Raw genomic sequence first — 18333 nt, 5'->3', positions numbered from 1 at the left:
TAAACGGACTTGCTCATGATCAAACAGACGTTGTTTGTACCGCTGGCTGGTTGCCTGCTCGCACTGGCTTGTGCTCAGGCCAATGCCGCCCCCAATCCCTACTCGAATTTCGTGGTGTTTGGCGACAGCCTCAACGATGCCGGCACCTTCAGGGACACCGGCGGCCCGGCCGGTTCTACCCAGCGCTACACCAACCGCACCGGCCCCATTTATCTGGACGGCAGCGGCGAATCCCGCGATCTGAACGCCACCCAACGGCTGGGCGCACGTCTCGGCTTCACCCCCGATCAAACCGCCTCCTCCAGCTCGGCCGTGCGTGCCGAGAATGGCCAGGCTGACGGCAACAACTGGGCGGTCGGCGGTTATCGCACCGACCAGATTCTCGATTCGATCACTACGCAGTCGGCCACCGGCGAACGCACCCGCGCCGGCTATCTGCCCTCGAACGGCTTCCGCGCCGACCCGAATGCGCTCTATTACATTTCCGGTGGCGGTAACGACTTCCTCCAAGGCCGCATCCTCAGCCTGCCGCAAGCCAACGCCGGCGCCGATCGCCTGGCTGACAGTGTGCAAGCGCTGCAAACAGCCGGGGCCAAATACGTGATGGTCTGGCTGTTGCCTGATGTCGGCCTGACCCCAGCCATCAACGGCACACCGCTGCAAGCGTTCAGCAGCCAGCTCGCCGCGCAGTTCAACAGCCAGTTGGTCACGCGCCTGCAAGGCATCAACGCGGAAATTATTCCGCTGAACATTCCGGTTTTGCTGTCGGAAGTGTTCGCCGATCCGGGGCGTTTTGGCTTGGCCACTGATCAGAACCTCACCGCGACGTGCTTCAGCGGCAGCGGTTGCCCGGAAAACGCCCGTTACGGCATCAACAGTGCAACGCCGGATCCGACCAAGCTGATTTACAACGACGGCGTGCACCCGACCGAAGCCGGGCAAAAACTGATCTCCGACTACGCCTATTCCCTGTTGGCGGCGCCGTGGGAACTGACGCTACTGCCGGAAATGGCCCACGCCACCGTGCGCGCGCATCAGGATGAACTGCGTAACCAATGGCAGGCGGATTGGGAGAACTGGCAAGCGGTCGGCCAGTGGCGGGCGATTGTTTCCGCCGGCGGCCAGCATCTGGATGTCGACAGCCAAAGCAGCGGCGCCAGCGCCGACGGCAGCGGTTACAACCTTAACGTCGGCGGCAGCTATCGTCTCAACGAAGCGTGGCGTGTCGGTGTGGCGGGTGGTTTCTACCGGCAGAATCTGGAGGCCGGGCATAACGATTCGGACTACAAGCTCAACAGCTACATGGCCACCGCATTCGCCCAGTTCCAGCAGAATCGCTGGTGGGCCGACGCCGCGTTGACCGGTGGCAAGCTCGACTACGACAACCTCAAGCGCAAGTTTGATCTGGGCGCCAGCGAAGGTGCGGAGAAAGGTGATACCGACGGCAGCCTCTGGGCATTCAGCACGCGCATCGGTTACGACATTGCCCAGCCGGGCAGCGAATGGCATCTGTCGCCGTTCGTCAGCGCCGACTACGCCAGCGTCGATGTCGATGGTTATTCAGAGAAGAGCAACCGCGCTACAGCGCTGACCTTCGATGATCAGACCCGCGATTCGAAACGTCTGGGCGTTGGTATTCAGGGCAAGTACAACTTCACCCCGCAAACCCAAGTGTTTGGTGAGTACGCGCACGAGCGCGAGTACGAAGATGACGTGCAGAAGGTCAATATCGCGCTGAATACCTTGCCGGCGAATGACTTCAAACTTGATGGGTATACGCCGCAGAGCCATTTGAATCGGTTGAGTCTGGGCGTGAGCCATAAGCTGACGGCGGATCTGGCGTTGCGTGGCGGGTATTCGTTGCGCAAGGATGATGACTTTACCCAGCAGGGAGTGAATGTTGGGGTGGTGTTGGATTTTTAAGCGGTAGATCGAAAGATCGCAGCCTGCGGCAGCTCCTACAGGGGGTTGTTGCAGGGCATAAAAAAGCGGCGCCCTCACAGGCGCCGCTTTTTTATGGCTCATTTTCTGGGGTGAGAGACATTTACCTGTGGCGAGGGGATTTATCCCCGTTGGGGTGCGAAGCGGCCCCGAAACCAATCACCGCGGTGTATCAGGTAAACCGCGTGCGATGGTTTCACGACTGCTGCGCAGCCGAGCGGGGATAAATCCCCTCGCCACAATGAATCCCACACCAAAGATAAATCCCCATACCACACAAGCCCTCCCCCACAGAGGGTTGGGATCAGTCCGGGGTTTGTTCGGCCAGGGCCACGGCGCGGAACATGGCGCGGCGTTTGTTCAGGGTTTCTTCCCATTCCAGGGCCGGCACCGAGTCGGCGACGATGCCGCCACCGGCCTGCACGTGCAGTTCGCCGTTTTTGATCACTGCGGTGCGGATGGCAATCGCGGTGTCCATGTTGCCGTTCCAGGCGAAGTAACCGACCGCGCCGCCATACACACCACGCTTGACCGGCTCCAGTTCGTCGATGATTTCCATCGCACGAATCTTCGGAGCGCCGGACAAGGTGCCCGCCGGCAGAATTGCCCGCAGTGCGTCCATCGCCGTCAGCCCATCTTTCAGCTGGCCGGTGACGTTGGAAACGATGTGCATCACGTTGGAATAACGCTCGATGACCATTTTCTCGGTGAGCTTCACCGAACCAATCTCCGAAACACGCCCCGTATCATTACGGCCCAAATCGATCAGCATCAAATGCTCGGCGATCTCTTTGTCGTCCGACAGCAGATCTTCTTCCAGCGCCAGATCGGCTTCTTCGGTCGCGCCACGTGGGCGTGTGCCGGCGATCGGGCGCACGGTAATCAAATTGTCTTCGACGCGCACCAGCACTTCCGGCGAACTGCCGACGACGTGGAAGTCGCCGAAGTTGAAGAAGTACATGTACGGCGTCGGGTTGAAGCAACGCAGCGCGCGGTACAGATCAATCGGTGCAGCGTTGAAGTCGATCGACATGCGCTGCGACGGCACGACCTGCATGCAGTCACCGGCGAGGATGTATTCCTTGATGGTGTCGACGGCTTTTTCGTAATCGTCCTGAGTAAAACTGGAACGGAATACTGGATCAGCCGATTGCTGCTTGCTGAAATCCAGGCCACGGCGCGGGGTGATCGGCTGGCGCAGTTGCTCCAGCAATTCCTGCAAACGTGCCTGACCTTGTTCGAAAGCATCGGCCTGCGCAGGGTCGGCGAGAACGATCGCGTGCATCTTGCCGGCGAGGTTGTCGAACACCACAACGGCGTCGGACACCATCAGCAAAATATCCGGCACACCCAATGGATCCGGGTTAGGGCACTTGCCCAAGCGCTTCTCGACATAACGCACGCAGTCGTAACCGAAGTAACCCACCAGACCACCGTTGAAGCGCGGCAGACCGGCAATGGTCGGCACGTTGTAACGCGCCTTGAAGGATTCGACGAAGGCCAGTGGGTCTTCAACGTCGTGGCTTTCGGTCTCGACGCCATCAACGGTGATGCTGACGTGATGATCGTGAACGCGCATGACCGTGCGGCACGGCAGACCGATGATCGAGTAACGCCCCCACTTCTCGCCACCCTGCACCGATTCGAGCAGGTAGGAGTTGGGCTGGTCGGCCAGTTTCAGGTAGATCGACAGCGGCGTGTCGAAGTCGGCCAGGGTTTCGCAGGCCAACGGAATGCGGTTGTAGCCGTCAGCGGCCAAGCGCAGGAATTCTTCGCGGATCATAAGGTGCCTCGTGGTGTGAGGTGCTATCAGTCAGGTATGCAAACGCGCCGGCAGGCCGGCCAGAAAGAAGTCAGGCGCGCCAACGCCAGCGGGCCAGGGCCTTGATGACTTTCATCCAGAGTTTGCGAGTGACCACCACGATGGCGTTTCCAGAATGGGATTGAGAAGCGTCGGGCAACGTTATCTCAGCGGCCGAACCGAGGCAACCGGGAATTAGCTTGCGCAGATCGTCGATCACCAGCGCCGGCGATTCTTCGGCAATCGGTCGGCCATGGTTGTAGCCGTAACTCAGCGCCACGCACTTGACCCCCGCCGCTTTCGCCGCCAGCACATCGCTGCGCGAATCGCCGACGAACAACGATTGCGAGGCCGGGATGTTGGCCATTTTCATCACGAAAAACAGCGCCGCCGGGTCAGGCTTCTTCTGCGGCAAGGTATCGCCGCCGATGATCCACTTGAAGTAGCGGCCGATCTTCATCTGATCCAGCAACGGCGCGACAAAGCGCTCGGGCTTGTTGGTGATCAGCGCCATGGCCACGCCTTGCTTGTGCAGCCACTTGAGGGTGTCGCGCACGCCGGGATAGACCACGGTCAGCTCATGGCTGGCGCCGTAAGCCTCCATGAACACTTCCAGCGCATGCTCGGCCTCGACGTCATCCACCGCCGAATGATCGATGCCACCGGCCAAAGCACGGCGCACCAGAACCGGCGCGCCGTTGCCAACCCACTCGCGCACCGCTTCGATGCCGGCAGGCTGGCGGCCGAGGGAGAGCAGCATGGTGTCCACCGCCGCTGCCAGGTCTGGAACCGAGTCGATCAGCGTGCCATCCAGATCGAACATCACCAGCCGTGGCAGTTTTCCCGGGAACAGCTGCTCAAATCCGCTCATGGGCGCGCCAGCGCCAGTTCGGAGCGCATCTTGTCGATGACTTCCTGGTAGTTCGGCGCATTGAAGATTGCCGAGCCGGCGACAAAAGTGTCAGCGCCAGCCGCGGCGATTTCGCGAATATTGTTAACGTTGACACCGCCGTCGATTTCCAGACGGATGTCACGGCCCGAAGCATCGATGATCGCCCGCGCTTCACGCAGTTTGTCGAGGGTACCGGGAATGAATTTCTGCCCGCCGAAACCCGGGTTGACGCTCATCAGCAAGACCATGTCGACCTTGTCGATCACGTACTTGAGCACGTCCAGCGGGGTCGCCGGGTTGAACACCAGACCGGATTTGCAGCCGCCTTCACGGATCAGCTGCAGCGAGCGATCAACGTGCAGCGTGGCTTCCGGGTGGAAGGTGATGTAAGTCGCGCCGGCTTCGATGAAGTCGCCAACGATGCGATCCACCGGGCTGACCATCAGGTGCGCGTCGATCGGCGCGGTGACACCGTACTTGCGCAACGCCGCGCAAACCATCGGGCCGATGGTCAGGTTGGGTACGTAGTGGTTGTCCATGACGTCGAAGTGGACAAAGTCGGCGCCAGCGGCGAGAACGTTGTCGACTTCCTCGCCGAGGCGGGCGAAGTCGGCGGAGAGAATCGACGGAGCAATTACGAAGGGCTGCATGACGCACCTTTTCTGAGCTAAATCACGATGGCGCGCATTGTAGCCTCATGCATTGCTGCGCGCACCGTGACCGCGATGATCAGTACGCCGCTCGGTAAATCTTCTCGATATCGACGGCGCTGAGTTTGCGCGGGTTATTGCGCATCAAGCGCTCGATCCCCGCGGCTTCTGCGGCCATGGCCGGGATCGCTTCTTCCGGCACACCGAAACTGCGCAGCCCGGCAGGAATTTCCACCGCTGCGCACAGGTCGGTCATCGCCTGCACGGCTTTGTCGGCGGCTTCGGCGGGGCTCAGATGAGCGGTCTTCACCCCCATGGCTTCGGCAATATCCTGCATGCGCTCGACGCAGGCCATCTTGTTCCAGGTCATGACATACGGCAGCAGCAAGGCATTGCTGACGCCATGGGCGATGTTGAAGCGCCCGCCCAGCGGATACGCCAGCGCATGCACCGCACCGACCCCGGCATTGCCGAACGCCATACCGGCCATCAGGCTGGCGGTGGCCATGTCTTCGCGCGCTTGCAGATTGGCGCCGTTGGCGTAGGCCTTGGGCAGGGCTTTGGCGATCAGCTTGATCGCGCCGATGGCCAGCGAGTCGGTGATCGGCGAGGCGTTGACCGACAGATAGGATTCGATGGCGTGCACCAGCGCGTCGACGCCACTGGCAGCGGTGACGCTGCGCGGGCAGGTCAGGGTCATCTGCGGGCTGACCAATGCGACGTCCGGCAAAAGATAGTCGCTGACGATGCCTTTCTTCAGTTGCGCGACTTTGTCCGAGAGAATTGCGACGTTGGTGACTTCGGAACCGGTGCCGGCGGTGGTCGGGATGGCGATCAGCGGCGGGCCTTTGCGCGGCACCTGGTCGACGCCGAACAGATCTTCCAGCGCACCGTGATATCCGGCGTACGCGGCGACGCTTTTGGCGATGTCGATGGCACTGCCGCCACCTAGGCCGATCAGGCCGTCATGCCCGCCCTCGCGGTAGACGCGCATGCAGTCTTCGACGATGGCGATTTCCGGGTCGGGCAGGACGCGGTCGAAAATCTCGTAGTCACGCCCGCCCAATTGGCACAGCGCCAGCTCGACGGTGCCGGATTTGACCAGCGCGGCATCGGTGACAATCAGCGGGTTGTCGATGTCGAGGCGTGTGAGTTCGGCGGCCAGTTGTTCGATGGCGGCGGCGCCGGTGATCAGTTTGTGAGCGATTTTGAACTGGGACAGACTCATCGTGCGCAGCCTCTTATAGATGTGGGAGCTGGGCACAAGATTAGCTGGGGATTTGGGGTTGTCTGCTATTCAGGTGGTGAATGACGCATCCCTGATTGTTCCCACGCTCTGCGTGGGAATACAGCCGGGGACGCTCTGCGTCCCATCCTCGAGCGGGAACGCGGAGCGTCCCGAGAGGCATTCCCACGCAGAGCGTGGGAACGATCAGCGTCAGACCTGGGCGGTGCGCAGTTTTTCGCTGCGCCCGCGTAGCCATTCCAAGGTCAGCAGCAGGATGACCGAGAAGGCAATCAGCAAGGTCGCCGCAGCGGCAATCGTCGGACTGAGGTTCTCGCGAATCCCGCTAAACATCTGCCGAGGCAATGTCGCCTGCTCGGGACCTGCGAGGAACAGCGTCACCACCACCTCATCAAACGAAGTCGCAAACGCAAACAGCGCCCCGGAAATAACCCCCGGTGCAATCAACGGCAAGGTCACCCGACGGAACGCCGTCAGCGGTGAAGCACCGAGACTAGCCGCCGCACGCACCAGATTGTGATTAAACCCCTGCAACGTCGCCGACACCGTGATGATCACAAACGGCACGCCCAGCACCGCATGCACGACGATCAGCGAGAAGAAGCTGTTGCCCAACCCCAACGGCGCGAAGAACAGGTAACTCGCCACACCGATAATCACCACCGGCACTACCATCGGTGAAATCACCAGCGCCATTACCAGCGCCTTGCCGGGGAAGTCGCCACGGGTCAGGCCAATCGCCGCCAGCGTACCGAAGATCATCGCCAGCACCGTCGCCGCCGGGGCGACGATGATGCTGTTCTTCAGTGCGCGCATCCATTCCGCCGAGGCGAAGAAGTCGTGGTACCACTGCAGCGAGAAACCCTGCAGCGGATAGACCAGAAAACTTCCCGAGTTGAACGACAGCGGAATGATCACCAGCACCGGCAGAATCAAGAACAACAGAATCAGGCCGCAGAGAATCCGCAGGCTGTAGAACCACACCCGTTCGATGGGCGACATGTAAGGACTCAGCATCTCAAATTCCCCCTTAGCTCAGGCGCAGGCGACTGGCGCCTACCAGCCAGCTGTAAATCAGATAAAGCACCACGGTCGCCAGCAGCAACAACCCGCCCAGTGCGGTGGCCATGCCCCAGTTGATGCTGGTGTTGGTGTAGAAGGCGACGAAGTAGCTGACCATTTGATCGTTCGGGCTGCCGAGCAGCGCCGGGGTGATGTAGTAGCCGATGGCGAGAATGAACACCAACAGGCACCCGGCGCCGACACCGGCGTAGGTTTGCGGGAAGTACACCCGCCAGAAACTGGCGAACGGGTGGCAGCCGAGGGAAATCGCCGCGCGCATGTAGGTCGGCGAGATGCCTTTCATCACGCTGTAGATCGGCAGGATCATGAACGGCAGCAGGATGTGCACCATCGAGATGTACACACCGGTGCGGTTGAACACCAATTCCAGCGGTTTATCGATGATGCCCATGGCCATCAGGCCGCTGTTGATCAGCCCGCCCGATTGCAGCAGCACGATCCATGCGGCGACGCGCACCAGAATCGAAGTCCAGAACGGCAGCAGCACCAGAATCATCAGCAGGTTGCTCTGCCGCGATGGCAGGTTCGCCAGCAGGTAGGCCAGAGGATAGGCGAGCAGCAGGCAGATCACGGTGATCACCAGGCCCATCCAGAACGTGCGGGCGAAGATGTCGAGGTAGATCGCCTGATCCGGGGTGGCCGGGGCGATTTCGCCGAGGTCGTCGATGCGGTGATCGACGGACGCCAGCAAGTAATACGGAGTGATGCTGCTGGTGTTGCGTTTGACCGCTTGCCAGTAGGCCGGGTCGCCCCAACGTTCGTCGAGTGCTTCGAGGGCTTCTTTATAAGAGGCCGGTTCGCTGGCGAAAGGCAGCGCCCGGGCGGTTTTGGTCAGCAGGCTGCGATAGCCGGCCAACTCCATGTTCAAGCGCTTGGACAGATCGCCCAGCGTCTGGTTTTTGCGTGCTTCGGCGAGGTCTTCGCTGGCGGCTTTGTAGACCGGTTCAGCGGGCAGGCCGCGGCCGTCCCAACTGGCGATGGCCGCCACGGTGCGCGGCATGCCGCCGACCACTTCGGGGTTGCCGACGCTTTTGTAGAGCAGCGCCACGATCGGCACCAGAAACACCAGCAACAGAAACAGCACCAACGGCGCGATCAGCGCTTGAGCCTTCCAGCGGTTGACCCGCTCGGCGCGCTTGAGCTTCTGCTTCAAGGTGGGGCTGTTGCCCTCGTTCAGGGGAACGGCGATGGCCATGACGTACTCCGCAAATCTTTGATCGTTACAGAGGCGGCGAACCACCTCGAACTTTAGCTACTGATCGTTCCCACGCTCTGCGTGGGCACGCATCCAGTGACGCTCTGCGTCACACGAGGACGCGGAGCGTCCCGGGCGGCATTCCCACGCAGAGCGTGGGAACGATCATCCGGTACACCGTCGGCCCGTGTGACGTGCTTATTTCGCAGCCCAGGAGTTGAAGCGCTGTTCCAGTTGCTCGCCGTTGTCAGCCCAGAAGCTGACGTCGATCTGCACCTGGTTGGCGATGTTTTCCGGGGTGGTCGGCATGTCTTTCAGGACATCCTTGGCCAGCAGCGGCACAGCCTGGGTGTTGGCCGGGCCGTAGGCGATGTTTTCCGAGTAGGTCTTCTGCTGTTGCGGCTGTACCGAGTAGGCGATGAACTTCTTCGCCGCTTCCGCGCGTTTGGCGTCCAGACCTTTCGGGATCGCCCAGGCGTCGAAGTCGTAGATGCCGCCGTTCCACACCACTTTCAGGTTGGACTCTTTCTGCACCGCCGCGATGCGACCGTTGTAAGCCGAGCTCATCACCACATCACCGGAGGCGAGGTATTGCGGCGGTTGCGCGCCGGCTTCCCACCACTGAATGCTTGGTTTCAGCTCATCAAGTTTCTTGAACGCGCGATCCTGGCCGCCCTTGCTCGCCAGCTCTTTGTAGACGTCTTTCGGCGCCACACCATCGGCCATCAAGGCGAATTCGAGGGTGTACTTGGCGCCTTTGCGCAGGCCACGCTTGCCCGGGAATTTCTTGGTATCCCAGAAATCCGCCCAGCTGGTCGGCGCGGTTTTCAGCTTGTCGGCGTTGTAAGCCAGCACGGTCGACCAGACGAAGAAACCTACGCCGCACGGCTGAATCGCGCCTTTGACGTAGTCTTCGGTTTTGCCGAACAGTGCCGGGTCGAGTTGTTCGAACATGTCTTCGTCGCAACCACGGGACAGTTCTGGCGATTCAACTTCGACCAAGTCCCACGACACGCTCTTGGTGTCGACCATGGCTTTGACTTTGGCCATTTCGCCGTTGTATTCGCCAGCGACGATCTTGCCGTTGCCCGCTGCTTCCCACGGTGCATAGAAGGCTTTGACTTGCGCCGCCTTGTTCGCCCCGCCAAACGACACCACGGTCAAATCCGGGCCAGCGGCCATTGCGCTGGCCGCACCCATCAGGCCCAGGGTCAGGGCGGTGAACTTCAGGGATCTCAACATTTATTGTTCTCTCCACGTGCAGGGTTGGTGTTGGTATTGCCGGGGCGATCAGTTCGCCTCTAAAAGCGGATCAAGCGCGCGAACGTGCTCGACCTGCCAGCCAAGCGGAACCACGTCACCGACGGCGAGCGCAGGATCGAGCTCGGCAATCGGTTGTTTCACGAAGAAGTCGGTCTTGCCGCAGACTTCCAGGCGCACCCGGACGTGGTCGCCCAGATAGATGAATTCCGCCACCCTCCCTGAGAAGCGGTTGACGCATTGATCGCTCGAACCGTTGAGGCTGACGCGCTCCGGACGGATCGACAGGGTCACCGGTTCGCCGGTCTGGCCGACATTGACCGCCAGCGCCTCGACCTTTTCGCCACGGCCCAACTCGACCACGCAGCGCTCGCCGGTCTGGCTGAGCAGGCGGCCGTTGAGGCGGTTGTTCTCGCCGATGAAGTTGGCCACGAAGGTGTTTTTCGGTTCTTCGTAAAGCGTGCGCGGCGGGGCGATCTGCTGGATTTCGCCTTGATGGAATACCGCGACGCGGTCGGACATGGTCAGCGCTTCACCCTGATCGTGGGTCACGTAGACCACGGTCACACCGAGGCGCTGGTGCAGGTGTTTGATTTCCATCTGCATGTGTTCACGCAATTGTTTATCGAGGGCACCGAGGGGTTCGTCCATCAGCACTAGTTGCGGTTCGAATACCAGCGCGCGCGCCAATGCCACACGTTGCTGCTGACCACCGGACAATTGCGCCGGGTAGCGTGAGGCGAATGCGTCGAGCTGAACCATGCTGAGGACTTTCTTCACGCGGTCACTGACGTCGCTTTTGTTCAGGCCACGGACGGTCAGCGGGAACGCGAGGTTTTCAGCGACGGTCATGTGCGGGAACAGTGCGTAGTTCTGGAACACCATGCCGATGTCGCGCTTGTGCGGCGGCACGTTGTTGATCGAGCGTCCGGCCAGCAGAATCTCGCCGGCAGTCGGCGTTTCGAAACCGGCGAGCATCATCAGGCTGGTGGTTTTCCCGGAACCGGATGGCCCGAGCAGGGTAAGAAATTCGCCTTTGCGAATGTCCAGGTTGAGGTCTTTGACGATCAGGTTCTCGCCGTCGTAGCTCTTCTGCACTCCACGAAAGCTGACCAGCACATCACTGGCCCCTGCGTTTGTATCGACCTGGCTCATACCCACACCTTTGTTGTTGATGACTGCTTGTGGATTAAGCCTAGTGGTTGCTGACAGGCACGCAAATCGGGGCGCAGGAGAGAATCGCCTCAGCCGGATGGAAGGTTGGGGGTAGGGATTGCCCTACAAGGATGGCGCAAACGGATATGGCAGTGACAAGGGACAAGCTGCGAGCCACAAGAACAAGCAAAAGCCCCTGTCGCTCACAGATATGCCCACAATCCCGACGGCTGCGGAGATCCCCTGTAGGAGTGAGCCTGCTCGCGATGACGTCCTCTCAGCCAACACTGCAGCGACTGACCCACCGCTATCGCGAGCAGGCTCACTCCTACAGTTTTGACCGCAGTGATTGTCAGAGGAGTTTATGTTCCATCGCGTATTTGACCAGTTCGGCCAGCGAGGTGATGTTGAGCTTCTGCATCAGCCGCGCTTTGTGGGTGCTGATGGTTTTGCTGCTCAGCGCCAGTTGCTGGGCGATGTCGTTGACGTTGGCGCCTTGGGCCAGGCGCTCGAACACCGAGAATTCGCGTTCGGACAATAGCGAATGCAGCGGCCGGGCATCGGTCAGGCCGACTTCGAAGACCATGCGGTCGGCCAGGTCCGGATCAATGTAGCGACCACCCGCCGCGACTTTGCGGATCGCCGTGAGCAGCAGCGCCGGATCGCTGTCCTTGGTCGCATAACCGGCGGCGCCGACCTTGAGCGCACGCGCGGCCATCTGCGCTTCGTCATGCATCGACAGCACCAGAATCGCCGGTGGATTGTTCAATGCGCGGATGCGCGGGATCGCCTCCAGACCATTGACCCCGGGCATGGAGATGTCGAGCAGCACCACTTCACACGGTACATGGCGCAGGGTTTCCAGCAGTTGCTCACCATTGCTCGCCTCGCCCACCACTTGCAGATCCTTGGCCAGGCCAATCAACTGCTTGATGCCCTCGCGGACGATGGTGTGGTCTTCGGCTACCAGAACACGGATCACTTGCACTCTCCTCGGTTGTTGTTTTTAAGGGTAAAAGCGATCCAAAGGCACCCACACTTTAAGACTGGTGCCCTCCCCCGGCTCACTCTCCAGCACCAACCGCCCACCCATGATCAACACCCGCTCACGCATGCCGACCAAACCAAACGAAGTTGGCCTACCCGTGGCGGCGACAAATCCTACGCCATCATCGGCGACCGTCAGGCACAACTCATCGCCCGCAAGCTCGAGCGTCAGTTCCACAGTATGCGCCTGAGCATGACGCATCACGTTGGTCAGCGCCTCCTGCAAAATCCGGAATAAGCCAATGGCCTTGGCGTCACTGAGCGCCGGCAGATTGTCCGGCACCTGCACCAGACACGGAATCTGCGTGCGCGCTTCAAATCGCCGCGCCTGCCACTCGATCGCCGACGCGATCCCGGCATCGAGAATCGGTGGGCGCAACGCCGTCGCGACATCCCGCACCAGCTGGAACAACTGCGCGATCAAACGCTTCATGCTGTTCAGCCGTTCATTCAGCCCTGGGTCGAGTTGCGCGTAGGCCAATTCGCACATCGATGTCTCCAGTTTCAGCACCGTGAGCATCTGCCCCAGCTCATCGTGAACTTCGCGGGCGATGCGCGCCTTCTCTTCTTCGCGCACGCTCTCCAGGTGCGCCGACAGTTCGCGCAGTTGCTCACGCGACGCCGCCAGCTCCAGTTCGATGCGTTTGCTTTCGCTGATGTCCCAGACGATACCGTCCCAGACATACGCGCCATCTTCCAGTTGCCGGGTGATCGCCTTGATCTCGGCCCAACGCTGTTCGCCCTGCCGGGTGAGGATTCTGCCCTGCCACGACCAGTCGCTGTCGGTGTCCAGCGCCTGATCCTGGGTGCGGTGATAACTGGCCCGGTCGTCCGGATGGACCAGACTGCGCAGGCCCATATCGCGATGGGCGATGACGGCCGGGGCATAACCGACAAGGCTCTCGCTGCCTTCGCTGATGTAGGCAAAGTCGATCTGCCCGGTCACCGGCGCACGCTCCAGACGAAACACCAGCCCCGGCACGTTGGCGGCGATGCCTTGCAGCCGCGCCTCGCTTTCCTGCAACGCGGCCAGGGCGCGACGGCGCTCGGTGACGTCAGTCAGGTAAACCACCAGATACTCACTGTCACGAAAACGCAAAAAGCTCAGCGAAACATCCGCCGGCAAAATACTGCCGTCAGCGCGCACGCAACTGGTTTCAAAACTCAGCGGCCCTTCTTCACTGGCCCGCGCACGCTTCCACAGGTTGAGCCAGCGATCCATGTGCAGGCCCGGTTCGAAGTCGATCAGCGGCCGTTCGATCAATCCGCCTGCGGAGTAACCGAGCATGTTCTCTGCCGCACGATTGGCGTAGCGCACATGGCTGTCCCAATTGACCCAGAGGATGCCAACGGTGCTCTGATCGATGGAAAACTGCGTCAGCCTCAGCGCTTCTTCGCTGGCAGCGCGCAAAGCGATGTCTTCGCGGGCGGCAAGCAGGCGCTGTTCAAGGCTGTGCTGTTGGCGCCGCTGCCAGAACACGATCGCCACGCAACTGAGCAGCATCACCGCGAACAACAGGCTGAGGTTCTGCCAGAAACCGGGCGACTCCGACAGTCGCGGGTATTTCGGCTGCAGCCATTGATTGTGCAGGCGCTCCAGATCTTTCGCCGGGATCGCGCGTAAAGCGCTTTGGACGATACCGGCCAGTTCCTGCCAATCCCGACGCGAGGCGACCCGCAACAATTGCGGCAGACCGATATCACCGACCACCACCAGTTCGGCGAACTCCGGCTCTGCTGACAATCGACCGAGTTGCGCCTCATCGACTACCGCATAAGACGCCTGCTGACTCAGCAACAATTGCAGCGCCTGACGTTCGAGCGGCACGCCTTGCAGGTTGAGATGGGGATAGTTGCCCCGCAGATAATCGGCGGTGGTGCTCGGCATGCGCACGGCGACGCGGGTCTGGCCGTCGAGTTTTTCCAGATCGATCGTGCCGCTGGCTTTCTGGTCGCTGACCACCAGTTGCGGCACCCGCATGTACGGATCGGAAAATTGCCAGAGACGCAGCGCGACCGGGGTTTGCATCAGGCCCGGGGCGATGTCGATTTCGCCCTCGCGCACCGCTGCTTCCAGTTGCGCGAGGTCTTGAAAGTTGCGCCAGCTCAGTTCGACATTGAGCACCCTGGCCAATGCTTTCATCAGTTCGACGTTGGCCCCGGACAGCTTCTGCAAACGCCGGTCGTATTGCGCAAACGGCGCCTGCAAGACCAGACCGACGCGCAACTCATGGTGCTGCGCGAGCCATTGCTGCTGGCTCGGCGACAATGGTGCGACCGGTGTCGGCGGCGCAGGCGCTGCCCAGCCCATCAAGGGAAACCACAAACAGCCGATAACCCACAGGCAGCAAAATCGCTTCATTGAAGTCTCATACACTGACAAATTCTGACCAACCCATTAGGCTGCCGGGATACTTTCTGGCCTGGAATAACCGATGCCCTCTGTTTACCGCCTGGCAATGCCAGCATTGTGCCTGTCGCTGATCCTGCCTTGTGCGTTTTCCGTCGAAGCCGCCGATCCGGCGCCTGCCGCCACGGCAGAAAAACCCGCCGAAGAAAAACCGCTCGAACGCCAGCCACTGCTTGAGCGTAGTCAGGAAGAGGCCGCCGCACTCGGCCGTACGGTTCCGGCGCAAGAGCAGCAACAGTTGCAGGCTGGCGGCGAGACGTTCCTCGCCCTGTGGAAAAACGCCAACACCGCTGAACCCAAAGGTGCGGTCATTATTATCCCAGGCGCCGGCGAAACCGCTGACTGGCCTCAGGCAATCGGCCCGTTGCGGCAGAAACTGCCCGACGCCGAGTGGAGCAGCCTGAGTATCAGCCTGCCTGATCTGCAAAGCGATGCGATCGCACCGCGCGTCATCGAGCCCGTCGCCGCGCCGAAAGCGCCGGAGACCGGCAGCAAGGATGCCACCACCGCACAACCGATCGAGCAAGCCGCGGGCGGTGAAGCCGAGGTCGCCGATCAGGTCGTCGCCGAGACCGTGGAAGAACAGGAAAAGGCAGACGGCGAGCGCATCTTCGCGCGCATCGACGCGGCCATTGCCTACGCCGAACAACAGGGCGCGCGCAGCATTGTCGTGCTCGGTCATGGCACCGGTGCTTATTGGGCGGCGCGTTATTTGAGCGAGAAACAGACCGCGCAGGTGGCGAAGTTTGTCATGGTCGATGCACAGACACCGGCCAAGGCCAAACCGCCACTGGCGGAATTGACGCCGACGCTGAAATTGCCGACGGCGGATATTTTCTACATGGACAAGGCGCTGGATCGCAATGCCGCACTGGAGCGCATGCAGGCGAGCAAGCGTTTGAAGACCTCGGCGTTCAGCCAGGTGGCGTTGCAGGTGTTGCCGGACAAGAAGGCAGAGCAGGAACAGTTGTACCGTCGGGTGCGCGGCTGGTTGAATCCACAGAACAGCGACTGATAACAGCAAAAGCAAAAAGATCGCAGCCTTCGGCAGCTCCTACAGGAAATGTATTCCAAGGTAGGCGCTGCCGAAGGCTGCGATCTTTTGATCTTCAACGGTCAGCGAAAATCGCGTCGCTCGCGGATCAGCGTGTAGGCACTGTGCAGCTCCCGCGTCTTCTCGGTCGCTTCCCGCACCTGCGCCGCCGTCGCCCCCGTGCCGGCAATCTTGTCCGGATGATGCCGACTCAGCAGCCGCCGGTATGCGCGTTTGATCTGCGCCGGTTCGGTATTGGCTGAAACACCGAGCAAACGCATCGCGTCCTGATAACTCACCGCCGCGCTGACAATCGGTCGCTTGCCGGGCTCGTAATCACTGGCCAACGCCTGCACCTGATGCGTCGTCCAGCCCAGCCACTTGCCCCATTGCGCCAACAACTCACGCTCATTGACGCCCGCGCGGCCATCGGCCCAGACCATCCGCCAGCAAGCACGCAAAACCCCTTCGGACGCGTGCGGCTGCGCACTCAGGCGTTTCAGATAACCACGCAGATTATCGCTACCAGACTTGCCACGGTTGAACGCGGCAATCGCCCGACGCGTCGCCGGCTCACTCATCTCCAGCGCGCGCATTTCGTTGCGCGCCTGGTGAATATGCCCGTCGGTAACACGGCCATCGCTCTTGGCCAGACGCCCGAGCAACACGAACAACAATTCATCGTTGCGCAGCATCGGCCGACCGCCGAGCTTCTCGCGCAAATGCCCCCAGCTCTGCAAGTGCAAACGCCGATCCAGCGCCTGTCCCAACAAAGCGCCAAGCATGGCCCCCGGAATGCTGGCAATCGCAAAACCCGCACCGGCTCCAATCAGAGTCCCTGGCCACAACATCTCAGCGACTCGCTTCTATCAAGGTTTCGGCTTCGGCCAGACGCTCGTGGGTGCCGACATCGACCCAGTGACCTTTCAAGCGTTCGCCGCTGACCTCGCCTTGCACCATGGCTTGGCGTAGCAGCGGGGCCAGTTTGAAAGCACCGTCGCTGCAGCCGTCGAACAATTGCGGATGAAGCACGGCGATGCCGCTGTAGGTCAGGGTCGCGGCGCCGGCCTGGCCATCGACCACTTGACCGTCAACCAGACTGAAGTCGCCAGTCGGGTGATGCGCCGGATTGTCTGCCAGCACCAGATGCGCCAGGCCGTTGATCGGCTGATGCAGCACGCTGAAGTCGTAATCGGTCCAGATATCACCGTTGACTACCAGAAACGCATCGTCACCAAGCAATGGCAGCGCACGAAAAATCCCGCCGCCGGTTTCCAGCGGCTCGCCTTCCGGCGAGTACTGAATGCTCACGCCAAATTGCGAGCCGTCGCCCAGATAATCCTCGATCTGCTGGCCGAGCCAGGCGTGGTTGATCACGATCTCGTCAAACCCTGCGGCCGCGAGGGCGCGCAGGTGATATTCGATCAAGGGCACGCCGCCGGCGCGCACCAGCGGTTTCGGGGTGGTCAGGGTCAACGGGCGCATGCGCTCGCCTTTGCCTGCCGCCAGAATCATTGCCTTCATGCTGTTGCTCCACCCCGCAGGCTGGTGAACAACGCTTGCAGCTCCGCCAGCTCAGGACGACGCGCGATCACTGCTTCTATATAAGAGAAGAAGCGCGGCACGTCGGCCAGATAGCGCGGCTTGCCGTCGCGATGGCAGATGCGCGCGAAAATGCCGATGACTTTCAAGTGGCGCTGCACGCCCATCAGGTCGCTGGCACGCAGGAAGTCCTCAAAGTCCGGCTGCACCGGAATGTTCAGCGCCGAAGCTTGCTGCCAATAGTTTTCCAGCCAGCCACGCACACGCTCTTCCGGCCAACTGAGGAAGGCGTCCTTGAACAGGCAGGTAACGTCGTAGGTCACCGGGCCGTAGACCGCATCCTGGAAATCCAGCACACCAGGGTTCGGCTCGCTGAGCATCAGGTTGCGCGGCATGTAGTCGCGGTGCACCAGCACTTTGGGCTGGGCCAGGGCGCTGTCGATCAACAGGTCGCTGATCTGCTGCCACTGTTGTTGCTGGGTCGAATTGAATTCGACGCCCAGTTCACGCTTCACGTACCACTCAGGGAACAGTTCCAGCTCACGGCGCAGCAATGCGACGTCGTAACTCGGCAGCGGCGCGACCATCGGCAACTGCTGAAAAGCCAGCAGTGCTTTCATGGCATCGTCGAATAACGCATCGGCATTTTCGCCATCGATCACGTCGAGATAGGTCTTGTTGCCCAGGTCATTGAGCAAAAGAAAACCGCGTTCCAGGTCTTCGGCATAAATTTTCGGCACATTAATTCCGGATTTCGCCAGCAAAAACGCGATATCCACGAACGGTTTGCAGTTTTCCTGGGGCGGCGGCGCATCCATCACGACGAAGCTGCGACCAGCGCCTTCCCAACGGAAGTAGCGGCGGAAACTCGCGTCGCTGCTGGCCGCGGTCAACGTGGCCGGGGGCACAGCGCCCCAGCCCTGATCTGCAAACAGGATTGCCAACTGCTCATCGAGCCAAACTTTCAGGTGTTGCAAGCGTACATCTTGGTCAGGCATTGCAAGGGTCTCCGACGGCGCTAGCCGTCAAGCGGGTCATGCTTTATTATCCAGCATCTTTTTCAGACCATCGAGAGGCG

15 protein-coding genes are annotated in these 18333 nt (G+C 60.9%); 2 read left to right on the top strand and 13 right to left on the bottom strand.

Translation table 11 applies throughout. The features are described 5' to 3' along the window. Window positions 1–15: 15 nt before the first annotated feature. Window positions 16–1923 (top strand): esterase EstP, encoded by a 1908-nt coding sequence (gene estP, locus ACZZ0B_RS29665; RefSeq protein ID WP_463546892.1) that lies wholly within the window; start codon window positions 16–18, stop codon window positions 1921–1923. 322 nt (window positions 1924–2245) lie between these two features. Here the strand turns inward: estP and trpE are convergent, their stop codons facing one another. From trpE to ACZZ0B_RS29615, 10 genes are all read right to left on the bottom strand, one after another. Next, window positions 2246–3724, bottom strand: coding sequence for an anthranilate synthase component I (gene trpE / locus ACZZ0B_RS29660; RefSeq protein ID WP_463546890.1), 1479 nt, complete (start codon window positions 3722–3724; stop codon window positions 2246–2248). A 70-nt stretch (window positions 3725–3794) separates the two neighbouring features. Continuing rightward, complete coding sequence (locus ACZZ0B_RS29655; RefSeq protein ID WP_053124372.1) at window positions 3795–4613, bottom strand: phosphoglycolate phosphatase; 819 nt, start codon at window positions 4611–4613, stop codon at window positions 3795–3797. Beyond that, the gene (rpe, locus tag ACZZ0B_RS29650) at window positions 4610–5284 is read right to left on the bottom strand and encodes a ribulose-phosphate 3-epimerase (protein ID WP_007918813.1); all 675 of its coding nucleotides are present in this window, start codon (window positions 5282–5284) and stop codon (window positions 4610–4612) included. Before rpe ends, ACZZ0B_RS29655 begins: the two co-directional genes overlap by 4 nt. Before the next feature lie 79 nt (window positions 5285–5363). Continuing rightward, window positions 5364–6512 carry an iron-containing alcohol dehydrogenase gene (locus ACZZ0B_RS29645; protein ID WP_463546889.1) on the bottom strand — a complete coding sequence of 383 codons (1149 nt, stop codon included), beginning with the start codon at window positions 6510–6512 and terminating at the stop codon, window positions 5364–5366. Window positions 6513–6722: 210 nt separating this feature from the next. Beyond that, window positions 6723–7547, bottom strand: coding sequence for an ABC transporter permease (locus ACZZ0B_RS29640; RefSeq protein WP_008084123.1), 825 nt, complete (start codon window positions 7545–7547; stop codon window positions 6723–6725). A 13-nt stretch (window positions 7548–7560) separates the two neighbouring features. After that, a complete protein-coding gene (locus ACZZ0B_RS29635; protein ID WP_159814843.1) occupies window positions 7561–8808 on the bottom strand; it encodes an ABC transporter permease in 1248 nt (415 codons plus the stop codon). Window positions 8809–9006: 198 nt separating this feature from the next. Further along, the gene (locus ACZZ0B_RS29630) at window positions 9007–10050 is read right to left on the bottom strand and encodes an ABC transporter substrate-binding protein (RefSeq protein ID WP_008085222.1); all 1044 of its coding nucleotides are present in this window, start codon (window positions 10048–10050) and stop codon (window positions 9007–9009) included. Between the two features lie 48 nt (window positions 10051–10098). Further along, window positions 10099–11223, bottom strand: coding sequence for an ABC transporter ATP-binding protein (locus ACZZ0B_RS29625; protein ID WP_016983608.1), 1125 nt, complete (start codon window positions 11221–11223; stop codon window positions 10099–10101). Window positions 11224–11575: 352 nt separating this feature from the next. Continuing rightward, on the bottom strand, window positions 11576–12205 hold the full coding sequence (locus ACZZ0B_RS29620; protein ID WP_008085218.1) for a response regulator: 630 nt from the start codon (window positions 12203–12205) through the stop codon (window positions 11576–11578). A gap of 24 nt (window positions 12206–12229) precedes the next feature. After that, window positions 12230–14632 (bottom strand): PAS domain-containing sensor histidine kinase, encoded by a 2403-nt coding sequence (locus ACZZ0B_RS29615; protein ID WP_463546888.1) that lies wholly within the window; start codon window positions 14630–14632, stop codon window positions 12230–12232. Between the two features lie 73 nt (window positions 14633–14705). Between ACZZ0B_RS29615 and ACZZ0B_RS29610 the strand changes: the two genes are divergently transcribed. Further along, window positions 14706–15695: an alpha/beta hydrolase family protein gene (locus tag ACZZ0B_RS29610; RefSeq protein WP_463546887.1), complete on the top strand. Its 990-nt coding sequence runs from the start codon at window positions 14706–14708 to the stop codon at window positions 15693–15695. Between the two features lie 101 nt (window positions 15696–15796). Here ACZZ0B_RS29610 and ACZZ0B_RS29605 read toward each other — a convergent pair whose 3' ends face one another. From ACZZ0B_RS29605 to ACZZ0B_RS29595, 3 genes are read right to left on the bottom strand one after another with little or no spacing between them, the layout of a single operon-like run. Further along, window positions 15797–16564 (bottom strand): TerB family tellurite resistance protein, encoded by a 768-nt coding sequence (locus tag ACZZ0B_RS29605; RefSeq protein WP_463546886.1) that lies wholly within the window; start codon window positions 16562–16564, stop codon window positions 15797–15799. 1 nt (window position 16565) lies between these two features. Then, on the bottom strand, window positions 16566–17237 hold the full coding sequence (gene murU, locus ACZZ0B_RS29600; protein WP_463546885.1) for an N-acetylmuramate alpha-1-phosphate uridylyltransferase MurU: 672 nt from the start codon (window positions 17235–17237) through the stop codon (window positions 16566–16568). Further along, complete coding sequence (locus tag ACZZ0B_RS29595) at window positions 17234–18253, bottom strand: aminoglycoside phosphotransferase family protein (protein ID WP_463546884.1); 1020 nt, start codon at window positions 18251–18253, stop codon at window positions 17234–17236. Before ACZZ0B_RS29595 ends, murU begins: the two co-directional genes overlap by 4 nt. Window positions 18254–18333 lie beyond the last annotated feature (80 nt).

The sequence above is a fragment of the Pseudomonas sp. AC247 genome, assembly GCF_979258015.1.
The sequence above is the reverse complement of the archived record's forward strand: the minus strand, read 5'-3'. Positions and strand labels throughout refer to the sequence as shown.

Excerpts from the sequence above, each read along its gene's own strand:
- trpE (WP_463546890.1), bottom strand. The coding sequence starts at position 3,724 with ATGATCCGCGAAGAATTCCTGCGCTTGGCCGCTGACGGCTACAACCGC.
- ACZZ0B_RS29640 (WP_008084123.1), bottom strand. The coding sequence starts at position 7,547 with ATGCTGAGTCCTTACATGTCGCCCATCGAACGGGTGTGGTTCTACAGC.
- ACZZ0B_RS29630 (WP_008085222.1), bottom strand. The coding sequence starts at position 10,050 with ATGTTGAGATCCCTGAAGTTCACCGCCCTGACCCTGGGCCTGATGGGT.
- ACZZ0B_RS29625 (WP_016983608.1), bottom strand. The coding sequence starts at position 11,223 with ATGAGCCAGGTCGATACAAACGCAGGGGCCAGTGATGTGCTGGTCAGC.
- ACZZ0B_RS29645 (WP_463546889.1), bottom strand. The coding sequence starts at position 6,512 with ATGAGTCTGTCCCAGTTCAAAATCGCTCACAAACTGATCACCGGCGCC.
- ACZZ0B_RS29655 (WP_053124372.1), bottom strand. The coding sequence starts at position 4,613 with ATGAGCGGATTTGAGCAGCTGTTCCCGGGAAAACTGCCACGGCTGGTG.
- ACZZ0B_RS29635 (WP_159814843.1), bottom strand. The coding sequence starts at position 8,808 with ATGGCCATCGCCGTTCCCCTGAACGAGGGCAACAGCCCCACCTTGAAG.
- estP (WP_463546892.1), top strand. The coding sequence starts at position 16 with ATGATCAAACAGACGTTGTTTGTACCGCTGGCTGGTTGCCTGCTCGCA.
- rpe (WP_007918813.1), bottom strand. The coding sequence starts at position 5,284 with ATGCAGCCCTTCGTAATTGCTCCGTCGATTCTCTCCGCCGACTTCGCC.
- murU (WP_463546885.1), bottom strand. The coding sequence starts at position 17,237 with ATGAAGGCAATGATTCTGGCGGCAGGCAAAGGCGAGCGCATGCGCCCG.
- ACZZ0B_RS29615 (WP_463546888.1), bottom strand. The coding sequence starts at position 14,632 with ATGAAGCGATTTTGCTGCCTGTGGGTTATCGGCTGTTTGTGGTTTCCC.
- ACZZ0B_RS29605 (WP_463546886.1), bottom strand. The coding sequence starts at position 16,564 with ATGTTGTGGCCAGGGACTCTGATTGGAGCCGGTGCGGGTTTTGCGATT.
- ACZZ0B_RS29595 (WP_463546884.1), bottom strand. The coding sequence starts at position 18,253 with ATGCCTGACCAAGATGTACGCTTGCAACACCTGAAAGTTTGGCTCGAT.
- ACZZ0B_RS29610 (WP_463546887.1), top strand. The coding sequence starts at position 14,706 with ATGCCCTCTGTTTACCGCCTGGCAATGCCAGCATTGTGCCTGTCGCTG.